Here is a 17,879-nt window from a genome sequence, read left to right on the forward strand (position 1 = left end):
TGCATAAAAATAACTTTTTGTAAGCCTTTTGACAAGTAAATTTCTTAGACGTAAAGAACAGAGTAAATATTTAATGGATGGATCAAATACTCATAATCATATTTAAATGAACTGCCACCTTCTCCTAAATTAATTAGAATGATTTGGCAGAAGAGTTTAACTAAAACGGTTAATGTAAAAATTCTGTTAAAAAATTACAGAATTTTAATATTGTTAAATTGAAAAAGGGGAGATAATTATCTATATTTGTGTCCGAATTTTATTCACATATTCGTAATTGGAGGATAAATTATGGCAGTAAAAGTAGGAATTAACGGATTCGGAAGAATCGGTAGATTAGTACTAAATGTACTTGCCGAAAAAGGATACCTCGGTAAAGAGGTAGACGTTGTTGCAGTTGTAGATATCAGCACCGACGCAAAATACTTTGCTTATCAACTAAAATATGATTCCGTCCACGGTAAATTCAAAGGTACTCTCGGAAGTGAAAAGAGCGACCCATCGCTCGAAGCAGACGATGTGCTCGTCGTAAACGGACATAAAATCAAATGCATTATGGCTCAGAAAGATCCTTCCCAATTGCCCTGGAAAGATCTGGGAGTTGATATTGTCATTGAATCGACCGGTCTGTTTACAAGTTCCGATAAAGCAAAAGGACACATCGATGCCGGTGCTAAAAAAGTTTTAATTACAGCTCCCGGAAAGGGCGATGTAAAAACTATCGTTATGGGTGTTAACGATGATTCATATGATCCCGCAAAAGACATTATTGTATCAAATGCTTCCTGCACAACTAATTGTCTTGCCCCAATTGTTCACGTATTAATTAAAGAAGGAATTGGTATCGAAACAGGATTGATGACTACAATTCACTCGTATACAGCTACTCAAAAAACTGTCGATGGTCCTTCGAAAAAAGATTGGAGAGGAGGTAGAGCTGCTGCAATTAATATTATTCCTTCAACAACCGGAGCAGCCAAAGCAGTTGGACAGGTATTACCATCGACAAAAGGTAAATTAACCGGCATGTCGTTCCGTGTACCAACAGCAGACGTTTCCGTTGTCGACCTTACATTCCGCGCCGAAAGAGATACTTCAATCGAAGAAATCGATCAGTTGATGAAGAAAGCTTCCGAAACATATCTCAAAGGTATCCTCGGTTACTGCAACGAAGAAGTTGTATCGACCGACTTCATTCATGATGAACGCTCGTCGATTTATGACTCGCTGGCAACTCTCCAGAATAATTTGCCTGGCGAAAAGAGATTCTTCAAAATCATTTCCTGGTATGATAACGAATGGGGTTATTCCTGTAGAGTAGTAGATTTACTCATTAAAATGATTAAATAAATTCGATCAGCTTTAAGAGAGACGCAGTTGACGGCTAAGTACCGCGCTGCGTCTTTTTTATATCGACTCAAGTAAATCGATTGGAGGATAAAATGAAAAAACTAAGTATTGACAAAGTAGACCTCAAAGGGAAAAGAGTACTGGTTCGTGTCGACTTCAATGTACCTTACGATGAGAACATGAATATAACAGACGATTTAAGGATTAGAGCAGCATTGCCGACAATTAAGAAAATTATTTCCGAAGGTGGAAAGGCAATTTTAATGAGTCACCTCGGCAGACCAAAGGGCAGTCCCAATCCAAAGTATTCATTAAAACCGGTTGCTGTCCGTTTGAGCGAACTACTCGGTAATGAAGTGAAATTTGCTACCGATTGCATTGGAGATGAAGTTAAAGCAATGGCAGATTCTTTGAAGGAAGGCGAGGTTTTATTGCTGGAAAATTTACGTTTTCATGCCGAAGAAGAGAAAAACAACCCTGAGTTCTCTAAACAGTTAGCCAGTTTGGGGGACGTGTATATAAACGATGCTTTCGGAAGTGCACATCGCGCTCATGCTTCAACTGAGGGAGTAACTAATTATATCAATATCTGCGCAGCTGGATATTTAATGCAAAAAGAATTGGACTATCTCGGTGGTGCCATTGCCAATCCCGAGCGTCCATTTACGGCTATTCTTGGCGGTTCTAAAATTTCGGGTAAGATCGACGTTATAGAAAACCTACTGCCGAAAGTTGACAATCTTTTAATTGGCGGAGGAATGGCTTATACATTTTACAAAGCGATGGGTTATGAAATTGGCAAATCGCTTCTCGAGGAAGAGAAAATTGAACTTGCCAAAGAGATGCTCGAAAAATTCAAAACATCAGGTAAAAATGTTTTGCTGCCGAAGGATAACGTAGTTGCTCCGGAATTTAATAACGACGCTCCTTCTGAAGTTGTGGATTCCGATAAAATTCCTACAGACAAAATGGGGCTCGATATAGGACCTAAAACAATCGAAGCTTTCAAGAAAGTTATCTTAGAAAGCAAAACAATTATATGGAATGGACCGCTTGGAGTTTTCGAGTTTGATAATTTTGCCAAAGGTACATTTGCAATTGCCGAAGCGCTTGCAGAAGCTACTTCAAAAGGTGCCAAAACCATTATTGGAGGTGGCGACTCGGCTGCTGCTATTAAAAAAGCAAATCTGGAAGATAAAGTATCACACGTTTCTACAGGAGGTGGCGCTTCGTTGGAATTTCTGGAAGGCAAAGTGTTGCCTGGTGTCGCTGCATTGAATGACGACAATTAATTGTTCCTGCCGGGGCTGACTCGTAATTTCTGAGTCAGCCTCAATTTAAAACCCTCAACGCTGGGCATTTCTCGTAAAAAAAAATTATTTTCGTATATAAAAAAGAGTGATAAATAAATGGGACTTGATTCAAGAGATTATTATCGACCGTCGGGTTTCGGAGGTTTTTCTTTCTTTCCGAAAGTCATAAAGAATTTACTAATCATCAATATTGTAGTTTTCTTAATACAATTGATATTCGAGAATTTTACTTTTGGCGGTATTCCCGGATGGTACTACCTGAATAGATATTTTGCATTGAATCCAATTACGGGATTTGACCAGCTGGGCGAGCCTTATAATTTCCAGATTTGGCAATTTATAACTTATCAATTTATGCACGGCAGTTTTACCCACATTCTATTTAATATGTTTATGCTCTGGATGTTTGGTATGGAAATAGCAAATATTATGGGTCCAGGAAAATTCTTAGTTTTTTATCTGGCATGTGGAATTGGCGCGGGTTTGTTCCAGATTTTTTTATCGCCGTTGTTAGGTTCAGTTCTGGCTCCAACAATCGGCGCCTCAGGGGCAGTATTCGGTATAATGATTGCCTTTGCAATGTTTTTTCCCGATAGATATATTTTATTCTACTTTCTTATTCCTATCAAAGCAAAGTATTTAATTGCAATTCTTATCTTATTTGAATTCGTTTCTGTCAACGAGCCTACAATTGTAGCTCATCTGGCTCATATTGGAGGAGCAGTTACCGGATTTCTTTTCGTTGTGCTCGACAGGAATTACAATTTTAGATTTAATAATCTCTTTAATTTGTTCAGGCGAGACAGAAGATCTGGAAGTACAACTAAATTCAGAAAACCACGTAAATTTAGAGAAACTGAAATAGAAGAAGCGGAGTTCTACGAACTCGATTCCGATAAGGAAGAAATTACACAGGAAGAGATCGATAGAATTCTTGATAAAATAAGTCAAAGCGGATATCAGAACTTGACAGAACGTGAGAAGAGAATTCTTTTTGAAGCCAGTAAAAGAAAATAAAATTTTACTGCTGGCATTATTTTTCCCTCTCGCATTGTTTTACGGATGCAAACAAAATAACCTGCCGGAGGATCAAAAAGCTGCAGAAGTGTATGTCCATTTATTGATCATAAACGAAAAATATGGCGCAGAATCCGATTCCTCTAAGATCCTTAAGGAACACGTTTTCAAAAAATATGAGATGCACGAAAAAGAGTTTGAAGATTATTTAAAAAGCCTCGAAGAAGATAAAGATAAGTGGGAACTTTTTTTTAATTTATCCGAGGAATATTTAGACCGCTTGAAAAAGGAAGGCAATTTTAACTGAAGCTTTTTCTGGCTAATGCAATTCGTAATTTTGAGTAACTGATCTTGCCATCGAATATTTTATAAAGCTGTTTTAAATCTCGTATACCTTCGTCGATCTTTTCGTTAATTATTTCGAGTTCCCCTTTGTCGAAGAGATAATCGGTTTCCAATTCAGGTAGGATGCTAATTAGTGTTTCGATCTGGAGAGAAATTACGGATTCTGGCAAGCCTGTCATCGATGATATATCCTTTAAAGAATATCTTTTTTGAACGAATTCATAAATTTTCCTGAAATTTTGAGGCAGATTTCTGTCGGAAAGTTTCTTTTCTAAAGTATTCTCCTTATCAAAAGTTTTTATTACAGTAATTATTTCTTCGCCCAGTTTGTTGTACATATATTTAGTAAATCCGCGTATCGACATCAATTCGGCATAAGTAGAAGGCTTCCGGCGAGATATTTCAATCAAAACCTCGTCGGGACAAATCATATATGTGGGCTGATTGAATTTTCTGGCAGCTTCTTTTCGGATTTCTTTCAATTTATTCATTAGAACTAACTGATGTTCATAATCTTTAAAATGGTCGCTTTTCTTGTCTGCTTTTAATTTTACAAGTCCTTTATTCCAAACAATTTTATTCTCGTTTTGCAGATCCGTAATCGAGTTCTCAATTTCCAGTTGTGTAAAGTGCGTGCAGGCAGCATACGAAGTGTAATTTCGATAGTTCGAGTCTGAGCCTATTAATATTTTTATAAGTGTTGGTGGATCTAAAGGTTCGCCGCATTCGCGCAGAACACTTAGAATATGTCCCTTAATATAATCGTTGTCGGATAATTCAATTTTAACATTAGTACAATTATCACATTTGCCACACGTGTAACTTTCATTTTTTTCTCCAAAGTAATCGAGTATAAATTTCATACGACATTCATTTGTATTAGCAAAATCGATCATTCGTTGCAATTTTGTTTTGTGGTGTTTAATCAAGCGCTCGTTGTCCGTAAAGTCGAAGTTCAGCAGATCATTTCGAAGCCTTTCTTTAATAAATTTAATTTCGACGTGGGGTGTGGGCTTTGTAAAATTTATTATACCGCATCGATCGAAAAGTTCGAGATTTTCTACAATCTCTTTTTCTGTAATGCCTAAAATTTCTGATAACTTTTTTATGTTAATCTCTGTTTTGCGAATAAATATTTTTTCTTTATAAAGTTTTATTAGCAAATATAGAAGGTCTTTAAGCTCATCGTTTTCGAGTCGACTTGCAAAGTTTTCAATTCTTTCATACGGATAGGAAAAAAACGCATAATACTTGCTCGAATTGCTTTTCTCCTGCTTGAGGTAGCCGGATTTTTCCAGAATTTTTAAAGAAGACTCAAGTAGAGCTTTATTAATATTATGCTTTTCAAGAAAAGCGATTAATGCTGGCTCAAGGAGTATCGGTTTATCTGGAAATCTATTTAAAGCAATTCGATGATGATCGCAAATTGAATTATAGACGAACTCGACATGACTTCGGGTGGGAAAAGAATTATTGATGAAATATTCCTGAATATTAATATCTTCTTCGTCGAATAATAAAAAAATATTTGAAGGCTTGCCATCTCTTCCAGCCCGTCCAATTTCCTGGTAATAATTTTCGAGATTACCGGGAATGTTATAATGTATAATTGTTCTAATGTCGCTTTTATCGATGCCCATCCCAAAAGCATTAGTGGCAATTATTATTTTCGTTTTGCCTTCAATAAAGTCGTCCTGAATGATTTTTCTCAATTCGGTTGTTAATCCAGCATGATAGTAAGAAGAAGTAATTCCATTGTCTGTCAGAAATTTGGCCAGTTCCTCGGAGTATCTGCGCGTTGCCGTATAAACTATTGCAGGCAACTCATTTCTTTCGAGTAATTTCAGAAGGGTTTCTTTTTTCCTCAGAGTTTTTATAACGTGAAGATGCAAATTAGACCTTTCAAATCCGTAGACAAAAACACGTGGGTTGTTCATACCTAATTGGGTTACAATATCTTCTCGCACGTCTTCTGTGGCTGTTGCTGTAAAAGCAGATATTTTTGTAATGCCGGCATATTCTCCAAAATTTCTTATTTTCCTGTAGCTTGGTCTAAAATTGTGTCCCCATTCACTTATACAGTGAGCTTCGTCAACAAAGAGATAAGCAGGTTTTACACTTCTGATTTTTTCTTTAAACTCATTATTGTCGAGTTTTTCCGGTGCAACGTAAAGCAGCTTTATTTTCCCTGAATCAATTTTATGATAGATCGAATAGGTTTCTCTGAGATCGAGAGTGCTGTTAATAAAAGCTGCAACCTCTTGTTTAAGATTGATCGCATCCACCTGGTCTTTCATCAAGGAAATTAGAGGTGATATTACGATCGAAAGTGAGTCGGAGGCAAGGGCTGGAATTTGGTAGCAAATTGATTTCCCGCTGCCTGTAGGCATTATAGCCAGCGTATTTCTTCCTTCGAGGATCGAGTCGATAATTTCTTTTTGTCCTGGTCTGAAATTTTTGTAACCGAAAAATTCAGTTAAAATCTCCTCGGGTTTCATAATAAAGTGGTTCGAATTCTCATATTTGATTTGTTTTTTTTAGATTTAATAAAATGCCTACAAATAAGATAACAAATTTATCTTATTTCTTATTAAATTGTTGGTACGAATTTTGTAATTGTTCGCAAAAAAATTAAGGTAAAAAATGTCAGAAGAAAAATTACGTCTCGAAGATCTGTTGGGCAGTAAAGTAGCCAACGGCGATAAAGAGAAAATCGATTATGTTGCGATTATAGGCGGTGGCTTGATGGGGCAGGGGATAGCGCAAACCATTTCGGCTGCTGGCATCGATGTGGTTATAATCGAAAAGGATGAGGAACGCTGCAAGAAGTCACAGGAAAGTCTTAAAGCTTCGATGGAAAGGGAAATTTCCAGATGGGCAATGACACAGAGTGAAATGAAATCGATTCTCAGCAGAATAAAATGGACAACCGACCGCACGGAAATTCCCGATTGCGACCTGATTATCGAAGCCGTTGACGAAAATTATGAATTGAAAAAACAGATTTTCAAAGAACTCGATGAAATTGCTAAACCCGATACTATTTTTATTTCGAATACTTCAACGCTGAGTTTGACTAAAATAGCCGAAGTTACAAAAAGGTCAGATAAAATTATTGGAATGCACTTCCTGAATCCTGTGCCGAAAGTTCCACTTGTCGAATTGGTACGTGCACTCGAAACCTCCGACAAGACAGTCGAAATAATTAAGAAATTTGCAGCACGTATCGGTAAAACACCAGTTCAAGTTTATGAATATCCTGGTTTCGTTACAACCCGTGCAATTGTTCCCTTGCTTAACGAGGCGATGTATATATTGCTCGAGGGGATTGCTTCGGCCCATGATATCGATACTGCCATGAAACTCGGTTACAATTTTAAGATGGGTCCGCTTGAAATGGCAGATACGATGGGACTCGACGAAGTCCTCGCATGGATGGAAACTTTATGGCATAGTCTGGGCGAACCACGTTACAGACCATGTCCAATTCTTAGAAAACTTGTAAGAGAAAGAAAGCTCGGCAAGAAGACAGGTGAAGGCTTCTTCAAATACGACGCCGATGGGAAAATAATTACTTCAATGATGAAATAGAGGTTTGAAATGAAGGTTCTGGTATTAAACAGCGGTAGTTCTTCAATTAAATATCAATTTTTCGACACAGACCAAAAGATTGCTCTTGCAAAAGGAATGGTAGAAAGAATTGGAATGTCGAGCGCAGTTTTAACTCATACACCTCACGGTAAAGAGAAAATAAGGATTGTTGGCGAAATCCTGGACCACTCGATAGCTATTGAATATGTAATTGCAGTATTACTCAGTCGTAACCACGGAGTAATTAAGGATAAAAAAGAAATTGATGCTGTAGGCCACAGAGTTGTTCATGGAGGTGAAACTTTCTCGGGCTCTGTTCTTATTACCGACCAGGTAATGAATGCAATAAAAGAAAATATTGAGCTGGCACCATTACACAACCCCCCAAACATCAAAGGTATAAATGCAACCAAAGAACAACTTCCTGATATTCCACAGGTAGCTGTATTCGATACAGCATTTCACGTTCAAATGCCCCCGAAGGCATTTTTATATGGTATTCCTTACGAGTTGTACAGAAAGTATAAAATTAGACGTTACGGTTTTCACGGCACATCGCATAGATATGTATCCGAAAGAGCCGCAGCAATATTAAATCGTCCAATCGAAGAACTCAAAATAATCACAGCCCATCTGGGTAACGGATGCTCAATGGCTGCGGTCAATTATGGCAAATCGATCGACACAACAATGGGCTTTACCCCTCTTGAAGGACTTTTAATGGGTACAAGGAGCGGTGATATGGACCCATCAGTCATTCTTTATATAATGGGTAAAGAAGGGTTGTCGATTTCGGAAGCAAATACTTTGTTGAACAAACATAGCGGATTGATAGGACTCAGCGGCGAAAGCAGCGATATGAGAGAGATTGAAAATGCTGTTCTCGAAGGGAATAAAAAAGCCAAAAATGCTTTCGATGTTTTTACTTACAGGATTAAAAAATATATCGGTGCTTATGCAGCTGCAATGGGTGGTTTAGATGCAGTAGTATTTACAGGCGGTATAGGAGAAAATTCCGCTATGGTAAGAAGAGACGTCTGTGCAGATCTGGAATTTCTCGGAATTAAACTCGACGATAATTTGAACCAGAATCCAGTGGGCGAGGCAATTATTTCGTCTGGAGATTCCGGGGTTAAAATTTTACGTATACCAACAAATGAAGAACTTGTGATTGCACTTGATACTGAAAAAATTGTTAGAGAACAGATGAACAACCTCCCCTCTTAAACCGGTTTCCTCATAATGAGGAATTCTTCATAGCATGACCTCCTTAATTTGTTAGATGCAGGCTCGTTTGAGCCTGCTATTTTTTTATAATTACCACAAGTATTATTTTTCACATTCATAATTAAAGAAATTAATCGACGAGAGGTACTCAGTGGAACTTTTTTTAAAAGGGAAAACCGTACTGGTTACTGCCGCCAGTATGGGTATTGGAAGAGCAACGGCAGAATTGTTTATTAAAGAAGGGTGCAAAGTTGCCATCTGCTCGCGTAATAAAGATAATCTGCTTAAAACCGTCTCTGAAATCCGCAACATATTTAACGTAGAACCGATGTGGGTTGTCTGTGATATTAATAAGAGCGAAGATATTGAAAATACAGTTAAGAAAGTTAAAGAGGAGCTTGGAAGTATCGACATCCTTGTAAACAACTGCGGAGGTCCTACACCGGGTTTCTTTGATAATCTTGACGACAAAAATTGGGACGAAGCGTTTCAACAAGTGCTGATGAGCGCTGTAAGATTTACTCGACTTGTACTTCCTGGAATGAAAGCAAACAAATGGGGCAGAATAATTAATATTACATCACTTTCAGTAAAACAGCCCGTCGACAATCTTGTATTATCAAATTCATTTAGAAGCGCATTAACAGCATTCGCAAAGACTTTGAGTAATCAAGTTGGAAAATTTAATATTACTGTAAATAATGTTGCGCCTGGATATACGTTAACTTCCCGACTCTACGAATTAGCCGTCGTAAGAGCCAAAGAGAGCGGCGTTTCGCATGAAGAAATTTTATCTTCGATGGCAAACGATGTGCCGATGAAACGTCTCGGTCGACCGGACGAGGTGGCTTCTTTAATCGTATATTTGGCCTCCGAACAGGCAGGTTATATTACCGGTTCGACCATTGCCGTCGATGGCGGAATAATAAAATCGACCTATTGACATGAAAAAAGAAATTGAATTAATAATCGATCCGGATAACATCTATAATTATGAGTTTATAAGAAAAGAAGCAGCAAAAAAAATTCACACGGATATTAATGAAATCAGTCATGTATCGATAATAAAACGTTCTATAGACGCACGTCGACAAAATCCTGTTTATAAAATAAAAGCAATTGCCTATGTAAGAGAAGCACCGTTTGAAGATATTATTAAATTCGATTTTAAAAATGTTGAAAAAGGAAAAGCTGTCATTATTGTTGGTTTCGGTCCCGCTGGAATGTTTGCTGCTCTCCGTTTTCTTGAGCTTGGTATAAAACCTATTATCCTGGAAAGAGGGAAAGACGTTCGAAGCAGAAGAAGAGATTTAAGAGCAATTCAACAATTCGGAGTTGTCAATCCCGATTCCAATTACTGCTTTGGTGAAGGCGGCGCAGGTACCTACAGCGATGGCAAATTATATACAAGATCGACGAAGAGAGGGGATGTTAAAAGAATTTTGAATCTTCTTGTTTATCACGGCGCACAATCCGAAATCTTAATTGACTCGCATCCTCATATCGGATCTAATATTCTGCCCAAAGTTGTTGCAAACATCAGAGAAACAATTCTAAAGTACGGAGGAGAAATTCATTTCAATTCACGTGTAACTGATATAATAATTGACGATTCGCATATCCGGGGAGTGATAGTAAATGATGAGAAGGAATATGTTGCAGATGCGGTAATATTATCCGTAGGTCATTCCGCGAGGGATATCTACTATTTACTCGACAAAAAAAAGATACTGTTGGAACCCAAGCCTTTTGCAGTTGGAGTAAGAATTGAACATCCACAAAGTTTAATCGACAGCATTCAATACCACACAAAAAAACGACATCCAAATTTACCCGCGGCAAGTTACAATATCGCCTGCCAGGTTGATGATAAAGGCGTTTACTCATTCTGTATGTGTCCCGGTGGTATAATAATTCCGGCATCTACTGCACCGTCAGAGCTTGTACTCAATGGAATGAGTTTATCGAGACGCGATTCTCCATTTGCAAATTCTGGACTTGTTGTAACCGTGGATGAAAACGACTGGGTGAAATATAAAAATGCAGGAGTCTTTGCTGGACTGGAATTTCAAAAATCGATAGAAATTGCTGCATTTGAAGCAGGTGGAAAATCCCAAAAAGCCCCCGCACAGAGAGTTGTCGACTTTTTAAAAGGGAGAGTATCCGACTCACTTCCAGATACTTCGTATATTCCAGGCACAGTTTCATACGACTTGAACGAATTGTTTCCTGAAAGAATTAAAAAGAGTTTACATGAAGCGCTTCTTATTTTTAATAAAAGAATGCCAGGTTATATTTCTTCAGAAGCCCAAATTTTAGCTGCTGAAACCAGGACGAGTTCTCCTGTGCGCATTCCGAGGGATAGAACAACATTAATGCATCTTCAAATTGAGGGACTTTATCCTGCAGGTGAAGGAGCCGGCTATGCGGGTGGAATTGTTTCTGCTGCTATCGATGGCGAAAAAATAGCCGAAGCAGTTGCTGATTATATTATTTGAAAATGTTTGGCTTACAATACACATCTAATTTTTTGTCAAAAGGCAGAAAAAATTTTTCAAACTTCGTTGTAGATTCATATAAACTCATATGCACTTTCTGCAGTTTACTAAAATATTATTCTTACGGAATCGATAAAATGATTTTGTTAAATTGCCTGTAGGAGAATTGTATTCGATATTTTTTATTCCCGATTGTATTACAGCTCATAAAAAGTTTACGAGTTCACAAATCCATTATACAATACGTTCAATTGTAATTAAGATGTGCTGTTTATATATGAGTTACTTCTCGATTGCTTTTTATTCAGGAAGTCAATTTCTTAGCTTTCAAGTGGTGCCTTGAAAGGTCGCCTATTTTATTTGGAAATGATAAAATTTTATTTTAAGAGGGTGTCAGGATAAATTGAGCAATTTAAAATAAACAATTATAATTAGTTCTTATTACTCAGGAGCAAAATCATATCTGGTGAAGCAAACAATAACATTTATTTTTCTTAATCGGCAAAATAAACCGCTTAAATAGAGGGACATGTCATTATTTTTTAATAATTAATGTCACTCGGCAATCTTCAAGCACAGCCGTATGTAAGTCAGGGCGTCTATTCCGTAAAGCTCCGATCTCGTAAGAAAGTAGAACAAATGATGGTAGTATATTCAATCTATATCGTTTCAAATTACAAATCGGATATTTCTTTGTTGATAGTTTCTACACTGCCGTTTCATTAACATATTATGGATACGACGTACGTAATTATGGCTATGGTCCAGAATTTAATTATTATTTTGACCTTAATGAAAGATTCAAACCTTATCTTAGAACAGAGACTATTTTATAGAAACAAAGAACAACACTTCTTTAAACTATACAGAATAAAGTTTTGTGAATGAGCTGATTACATCATTACGAATTATTTTGCAGTTGAAGCAGCAATAAATTATAGTAGAATTAAAATGGGAGAGTCAAATATCAATCAAGAAGATTGGGTAACAAAAATAATAAGTATCAATATAGGCGTGAATTTCTTAATTCACTAAAAAGTTAATAAATAAAGGCTGTTTCACTCAAGAGATAGCCTTTGTATTTTCTCTAAGCTTAGAAATTTTCATAATTTTCACAGCACGCCTCTGTTTAATCCAAATTGTTATTCGTTATTCATTATAGTATATTTTTATCCCAAAAAATCGAGATTTTTTTGTATGAGCATTACGCCGTTAATGGCTCAATATACAAGAATAAAGAAAGAATATCCTGATACAATATTGTTATTCAGGATGGGGGATTTTTACGAGACATTTGAGGAAGACGCTAAAATTGCATCGAAAGTATTAGGTATAACATTGACCAAGAGGGCTAACGGTGCAGCTGAAGATGTTCCACTTGCCGGGTTCCCACATCACGCCATCGATTCATATTTACCTAAACTTGTACGTGCAGGTTATCGAGTGGCAATTTGTGAACAGGTGGAAGACCCAAAACTTGCAAAAGGAATAGTAAAGAGGGAGGTTATCGAAGTAGTAACTCCGGGTGTGGCATTTTCCGATAAGCTCCTCGACCATAAAAAGAATAATTACCTCTTATCGATATCAGGAGATGGAGAAAGATACGGACTTGCATTTTGTGATATTTCGACGGGCGAATTCCAGACTTACGAAACAGATAAGAAGTATCTCCCTGAACAGCTCGGTTTGATTAATCCTGCAGAAATTTTAATTCCCAAAAAATTAAAGAATCTCCTCGAACCATTAATTGGTAAATACGCCAGAGATGCAAGAATAACTAAAATTGACGACTGGATTTACGATTTCGATTATTGCCAGGATTTGATATTGAATCATTTTGGAATCAAAACCTTGAAAGGTTTTGGAATCGAAGAAATGGAACTTGCTGTTTCGGCTGCCGGAGCAGCTCTTTATTATCTACGCGAAACACAAAAGGCAAATCTTCCGCACATTAATCGAATCTCGGTTTATAATCCAACTGAGTATATGGTGCTCGACTATGCTACCAAACGGAACCTTGAAATTTTATTTACCATACAAAGCGGCGAACGAGAAGGCTCGCTAATATCGATTCTTGACAAAACTTCCACTTCAATGGGTGGGCGCCTTCTTAAAAGATGGATAACCACCCCATTAAAAAAACTTGAACCAATATTGAAAAGACAGAAGTGCGTAGAAGAATTTTTTACAAATAAAACTCTCAGAAAAAATCTTCGAGAAGAATTAAGTGAAATAGGCGATCTTGAAAGATTAATTGCAAAAGCATGCACTGGCAGAATCAACCCAAGAGAAATTATTAATCTTAAAAATTCCCTCAAGAAAATTCCGATGATTAAACAACTGCTCGACCAGACGAAGGCTGAAACACTACAACAAATCAACGAAAAATTGAGTCCTCTCGAAGAGCTGGTCGGGAAAATTGAAAGCGCAATTAATGAAGATCCACCCGCCACACTCAATGACGGTGGTGTGATTAAGAAGGGATATAATCCGGAACTCGACGAATTACGAAATCTGGCCTTCAATGCCAAAGAGTGGATTGCAAATCTTCAAAAAGAAGAAAGGCAGAAAACAGGCATAGCATCCTTGAAAGTAAGTTACAATAAAGTTTTCGGCTACTATATTGAGATTAGTCATGCAAATAAAGATAAGGTACCTTCGAATTACATAAGAAAACAGACTCTCGTTAACAGTGAACGTTATATAACTCCTGAGCTAAAGGACTACGAAGAAAAAATTTTAAATGCCCAGGATAATATTGTCAGATTGGAGTTCGAGTTGTTCGAACAAATCAGATATCAAATCGCTGCGGCAACAGATGCAATACAAACAAATGCTCGCTTGATTGCTATGCTCGATTGTTTCATCTCGTTTGCAGAATGCGCCGAGCAATATAATTACGTAAAACCCACAGTTGACGAGTCGGATGTTATCGAGATAGTAGATGGAAGACATCCAGTAGTTGAACAAATTTTACCACCGGGAGAAAAATTCACACCCAACAGTTGCTTCTTATCATCTTCAGAAGATCAGATCATTATTCTGACTGGTCCAAATATGGCTGGAAAATCAGTTTATTTGAGGCAGGTTGGTCTAATAGTTTTAATGGCACAAATTGGTTCTTTCGTACCAGCAAAGAAAGCGAGAATCGGAATAGTTGATAGAATATTTACACGCGTTGGAGCAAGCGATAATATTACTATGGGCGAGAGTACTTTCCTCGTCGAAATGCAAGAAGCGGCAAATATTTTAAATAATGCTACAAAGAAAAGTCTTATTCTGCTCGATGAAATTGGTAGAGGTACAAGCACTTTCGACGGGATATCGATTGCATGGGCAATTACAGAATATTTGCACGAAAATCCAGAAATAGCCTCCAAAACTTTATTTGCCACTCATTATCACGAATTGAATGAAATGGCCGATATTTTTCCAAGAATAAAAAATTACAAAGTTGATGTCAAAGAATACGGCGATAAAGTCATTTTTCTGCATAAGGTTAAACCAGGTAGTGCGGACCACAGCTACGGTATTCAAGTTGCGCAAATGGCTGGTTTGCCAATCTATGTAACAAACCGTGCAAAAGAAATTTTACTTAATCTTGAAAGCAAGGAACTTACCCCTTATGAAGTTAAGAAAGAAAAAATTTCTCGTATGAAGAAAATCGATAGTATGCAGATTAGTCTCTTTGAAATGAAAGATGAAGAATTGCGGAGAGAAATCGAAGATCTGCCAATCGATACAATTACGCCGATCGAAGCCTTAAACAAATTGAACGAATTAAGGAAAAAAATAAAAGAAGAGAAAAATACATGAAACAACTTTATTTTATTTTGCTCGTTCTGGCTATGGCTTGTTCAGATAAATTATCGCCAGAGGAAGAAGCATATGTAAAAAAAATTGAAGAGCACCGCAAGCAAGTAAACGAATTTATGAGATCGGATCCACAATCACCGTTTAATTTCAAAAATAAAGTTGAGTATCATGAATTGAATTATTTTGACGTCAATCCCAAATTCGTCTTCACCAGTAAACTATATGAATATCCCGAGAAAGACACAGTAATAATTTTCGGCACTAAAGGTGAGCCAAGAAAGACTGTAAAATACGGTTATCTGAAATTTCAATATGATAATAAAGAATACAAAATAAATGTTTACGAGTCATACGGAGTCGACGGTACGAAATATTATTCTATCTGGTTCACCGATAAAACGACAAATAAAGAATCGTACGGAGTAGGCAGATATCTCGATTTTGAAAAACAGGCCAATCCGAATTATATTTACACCATTGATTTTAATCTTGCTTATAATCCGTATTGCGCATACAATCCTAACTATTCCTGTGCAATACCTTCTCGTGAAGACTATATCCCGTTGGAAATTAGGGCGGGCGAAAAAAAATTTCATAATTAAGGAGGTCATTTAACGTGGTTGTAATACTCGAAAAACATGCTACAAAAGAACAGATTCAAAATGTAATAAATCATCTGGAAAACTACGGTTTTAAGGTTCATATCTCCGAAGGAGCCGAAAAAACTATTATAGGTGCCATCGGTGTACAGCCTAATTTTGATATAAGAAATATTAGTATCCTCGAAGGCGTGGAAGACGTCTACAGAGTTACCACTCCGTATAAACTTGCCAGCAGGAGTTTTAAAGAAGAAAATACGATAATTAAAATTAAGGACGTGGAAATTGGGAACGAAAAAATTGTAATGATGGCAGGTCCGTGCTCGGTTGAAAGTGAAGATCAAATTTTCAGACTGGCAGAAACTGTAGCTAGATCGGGCGCCAGAATTTTACGAGGAGGTGCATTTAAACCAAGAACTTCTCCTTATTCGTTTCAAGGGCTGGGCATTGAAGGTCTGAAAATGATGCGTGCTGCGGCGGATAAATATAACCTGCTTGTAATTACCGAAGTTATGCAGATAAGTCATATTGAATTGATCGAACCATACACCGACATTTTTCAGGTAGGTGCACGCAATATGCAAAACTTTCCGTTGCTGAAAGAATTAGGCAATGTGAAAAAACCCGTTATGCTCAAGCGTGGTATTGCTGCTACCATAGAAGAATGGCTTATGTCTGCCGAGTATATTTTAAGCGGTGGCAATCCTGACGTAATGCTCTGCGAAAGAGGAATAAGAACATTCGAGACCTACACTCGAAACACTTTCGACCTTTCAGCAATTCCAATTGTACATAAGAAGAGCCACTTGCCAGTTATAGCCGATCCTTCGCATGCTACTGGATTGCGTGATCAGGTGCCGCCAATGGCAAGAGCTGCTGTTGCTGCAGGTGCAGATGGATTGATGATCGAAATTCATGACGATCCAGAAAAAGCTCTTTCGGACGGTCCTCAAGCTCTGCTGCCAGATACTTTTATTAGTTTGATGAAAGAACTCGATGCAATTGCAAAGGTAATAAATAGGTCATTTTAAATTGCACTTTAACAATATAGCTATTCTCGGATTGGGTTTAATTGGCGGGTCGTTAGCCAAAGCAATTAAATCTGCAAATACAGATTTATCAATTTCGGCTTACGATCGGCCAATTGTTCTGGAAAAAGCATTGAAAGAAAAAGTCATCGATAGAAAACTTGAAACTATCGAAGACGCTCTGGATAACGAATTGATTTTCCTTTGCTTTCCGGTTGATAAGTCGATTGAAACTTTTAAGAATTTAATCCCGAAATTGAATGCTGGACAGGTGATATCGGATGTTTGTAGTGTAAAAGAAGTGTTTAATCAAATCTGGAATGATTGTGGAATCAGCTGTAAAGGATTTTATATTGGCGGGCATCCAATGGCGGGTAAAGAAAAAAGTGGCTTTGAACACTCCGATTCAACTTTATTCGAAAATAGCGTTTACATCTTGAGCGACACAGCGAAGAACTATCCGATAATAGATCAATTTACTAATTTGATTCATTCCACAGGCGCACGTATTAGATTTCTAAATCCCAAGATACACGATATAATTGTGGCGGCAGTCAGCCATCTGCCGCAATTGCTCTCGGTCTCGTTGATAAACTCAGCAGTTATTAAAGACAGCGATATTAATTTCTTCGATTTTGCCGCCGGGGGATTCAGAGATATGACACGGATAGCGGCAAGCGATTTTAATTTGTGGGAACCAATAATAAAATACAACCAGAAAAATATTTTACAGGCGATTGACAATTTTTCTTACGACTTAGCTGAACTAAAAAATGCTATCGAAAAGGGTAATTACAAACTATTAGCTGAAAAATTCGAAAGCGCACGCAAAAAAAGAGATGAAATTCCTAAAAATACAAAGGGTTTCATCAATCCTCTTTTCGACATTTTTGTTTTTGTTAAGGATCAACCTGGAGTCTTAGCAAGAATAACAACCGCTCTTTACGAAGCGGGAATTAATATAAAAGACCTGGAATTGCTGAAAATAAGACTCGGCTCGGGTGGCACTTTCAGAATTTCATTCGAAACCCAACAAGATGCCACTAAAGCTAAAACCATTATAGAGGATCTGGGATTCGCAACTCGTTTTTAGTC

Annotated in this window: 13 protein-coding genes; 12 read left to right on the forward strand and 1 reads right to left on the reverse strand. The window is 37.4% G+C overall.

Features of this window, described 5'->3' with window-relative positions:
* Window positions 1-291 precede the first annotated feature (291 nt).
* The 4 genes from gap (at window position 292) to ACUN8G_RS00260 (ending at window position 3,987) form a co-directional block, all read left to right on the forward strand.
* Window positions 292-1,350, forward strand: a complete 1,059-nt coding sequence (gap, locus tag ACUN8G_RS00245) for a type I glyceraldehyde-3-phosphate dehydrogenase (protein ID WP_437346630.1) — start codon at window positions 292-294, stop codon at window positions 1,348-1,350.
* A gap of 92 nt (window positions 1,351-1,442) precedes the next feature.
* The gene (locus ACUN8G_RS00250) at window positions 1,443-2,642 is read left to right on the forward strand and encodes a phosphoglycerate kinase (RefSeq protein ID WP_437346631.1); all 1,200 of its coding nucleotides are present in this window, start codon (window positions 1,443-1,445) and stop codon (window positions 2,640-2,642) included.
* Between the two features lie 117 nt (window positions 2,643-2,759).
* On the forward strand, window positions 2,760-3,680 hold the full coding sequence (locus ACUN8G_RS00255) for a rhomboid family intramembrane serine protease (protein ID WP_437346632.1): 921 nt from the start codon (window positions 2,760-2,762) through the stop codon (window positions 3,678-3,680).
* A complete protein-coding gene (locus tag ACUN8G_RS00260; RefSeq protein WP_437346633.1) occupies window positions 3,658-3,987 on the forward strand; it encodes a hypothetical protein in 330 nt (109 codons plus the stop codon). The genes ACUN8G_RS00255 and ACUN8G_RS00260 overlap by 23 nt, the downstream gene beginning before the upstream one ends.
* Here the strand turns inward: ACUN8G_RS00260 and ACUN8G_RS00265 are convergent.
* Window positions 3,980-6,523 carry a RecQ family ATP-dependent DNA helicase gene (locus ACUN8G_RS00265; protein WP_437346634.1) on the reverse strand — a complete coding sequence of 848 codons (2,544 nt, stop codon included), beginning with the start codon at window positions 6,521-6,523 and terminating at the stop codon, window positions 3,980-3,982. The two genes, ACUN8G_RS00260 and ACUN8G_RS00265, sit on opposite strands and share 8 nt — an antisense overlap.
* A gap of 145 nt (window positions 6,524-6,668) precedes the next feature.
* On the opposite strand from ACUN8G_RS00265, the gene ACUN8G_RS00270 reads away from it, so the two are divergent.
* From ACUN8G_RS00270 to ACUN8G_RS00305, 8 genes are all read left to right on the forward strand, one after another.
* Complete coding sequence (locus ACUN8G_RS00270) at window positions 6,669-7,616, forward strand: 3-hydroxyacyl-CoA dehydrogenase family protein (protein WP_437346635.1); 948 nt, start codon at window positions 6,669-6,671, stop codon at window positions 7,614-7,616.
* A 9-nt stretch (window positions 7,617-7,625) separates the two neighbouring features.
* A complete protein-coding gene (locus tag ACUN8G_RS00275; RefSeq protein ID WP_437346636.1) occupies window positions 7,626-8,843 on the forward strand; it encodes an acetate/propionate family kinase in 1,218 nt (405 codons plus the stop codon).
* A gap of 151 nt (window positions 8,844-8,994) precedes the next feature.
* Complete coding sequence (locus ACUN8G_RS00280) at window positions 8,995-9,786, forward strand: SDR family oxidoreductase (RefSeq protein WP_437346637.1); 792 nt, start codon at window positions 8,995-8,997, stop codon at window positions 9,784-9,786.
* Between the two features lies 1 nt (window position 9,787).
* Window positions 9,788-11,341 (forward strand): NAD(P)/FAD-dependent oxidoreductase, encoded by a 1,554-nt coding sequence (locus ACUN8G_RS00285; protein WP_437346638.1) that lies wholly within the window; start codon window positions 9,788-9,790, stop codon window positions 11,339-11,341.
* Between the two features lie 1,197 nt (window positions 11,342-12,538).
* Window positions 12,539-15,157 (forward strand): DNA mismatch repair protein MutS, encoded by a 2,619-nt coding sequence (gene mutS / locus ACUN8G_RS00290; protein ID WP_437346640.1) that lies wholly within the window; start codon window positions 12,539-12,541, stop codon window positions 15,155-15,157.
* The gene (locus ACUN8G_RS00295) at window positions 15,154-15,759 is read left to right on the forward strand and encodes a DUF1684 domain-containing protein (protein WP_437346641.1); all 606 of its coding nucleotides are present in this window, start codon (window positions 15,154-15,156) and stop codon (window positions 15,757-15,759) included. Before mutS ends, ACUN8G_RS00295 begins: the two co-directional genes overlap by 4 nt.
* 14 nt (window positions 15,760-15,773) lie before the next feature.
* Window positions 15,774-16,787 (forward strand): 3-deoxy-7-phosphoheptulonate synthase, encoded by a 1,014-nt coding sequence (gene aroF, locus ACUN8G_RS00300; RefSeq protein ID WP_437346642.1) that lies wholly within the window; start codon window positions 15,774-15,776, stop codon window positions 16,785-16,787.
* Between the two features lies 1 nt (window position 16,788).
* Window positions 16,789-17,877, forward strand: a complete 1,089-nt coding sequence (locus ACUN8G_RS00305; protein WP_437346643.1) for a prephenate dehydrogenase/arogenate dehydrogenase family protein — start codon at window positions 16,789-16,791, stop codon at window positions 17,875-17,877.
* The last annotated feature ends 2 nt before the right edge of the window (window positions 17,878-17,879 follow it).

The sequence above is a fragment of the Melioribacter sulfuriphilus genome, from assembly GCF_052656625.1.

What these genes read in the sequence shown, in the direction of transcription:
- ACUN8G_RS00285 (WP_437346638.1), top strand. Translation starts at nt 9,788, where the DNA reads ATGAAAAAAGAAATTGAATTAATAATCGATCCGGATAACATCTATAAT.
- mutS (WP_437346640.1), top strand. Translation starts at nt 12,539, where the DNA reads ATGAGCATTACGCCGTTAATGGCTCAATATACAAGAATAAAGAAAGAA.
- ACUN8G_RS00255 (WP_437346632.1), top strand. Translation starts at nt 2,760, where the DNA reads ATGGGACTTGATTCAAGAGATTATTATCGACCGTCGGGTTTCGGAGGT.
- ACUN8G_RS00250 (WP_437346631.1), top strand. Translation starts at nt 1,443, where the DNA reads ATGAAAAAACTAAGTATTGACAAAGTAGACCTCAAAGGGAAAAGAGTA.
- ACUN8G_RS00295 (WP_437346641.1), top strand. Translation starts at nt 15,154, where the DNA reads ATGAAACAACTTTATTTTATTTTGCTCGTTCTGGCTATGGCTTGTTCA.
- ACUN8G_RS00275 (WP_437346636.1), top strand. Translation starts at nt 7,626, where the DNA reads ATGAAGGTTCTGGTATTAAACAGCGGTAGTTCTTCAATTAAATATCAA.
- ACUN8G_RS00265 (WP_437346634.1), bottom strand. Translation starts at nt 6,523, where the DNA reads ATGAAACCCGAGGAGATTTTAACTGAATTTTTCGGTTACAAAAATTTC.
- gap (WP_437346630.1), top strand. Translation starts at nt 292, where the DNA reads ATGGCAGTAAAAGTAGGAATTAACGGATTCGGAAGAATCGGTAGATTA.
- ACUN8G_RS00270 (WP_437346635.1), top strand. Translation starts at nt 6,669, where the DNA reads ATGTCAGAAGAAAAATTACGTCTCGAAGATCTGTTGGGCAGTAAAGTA.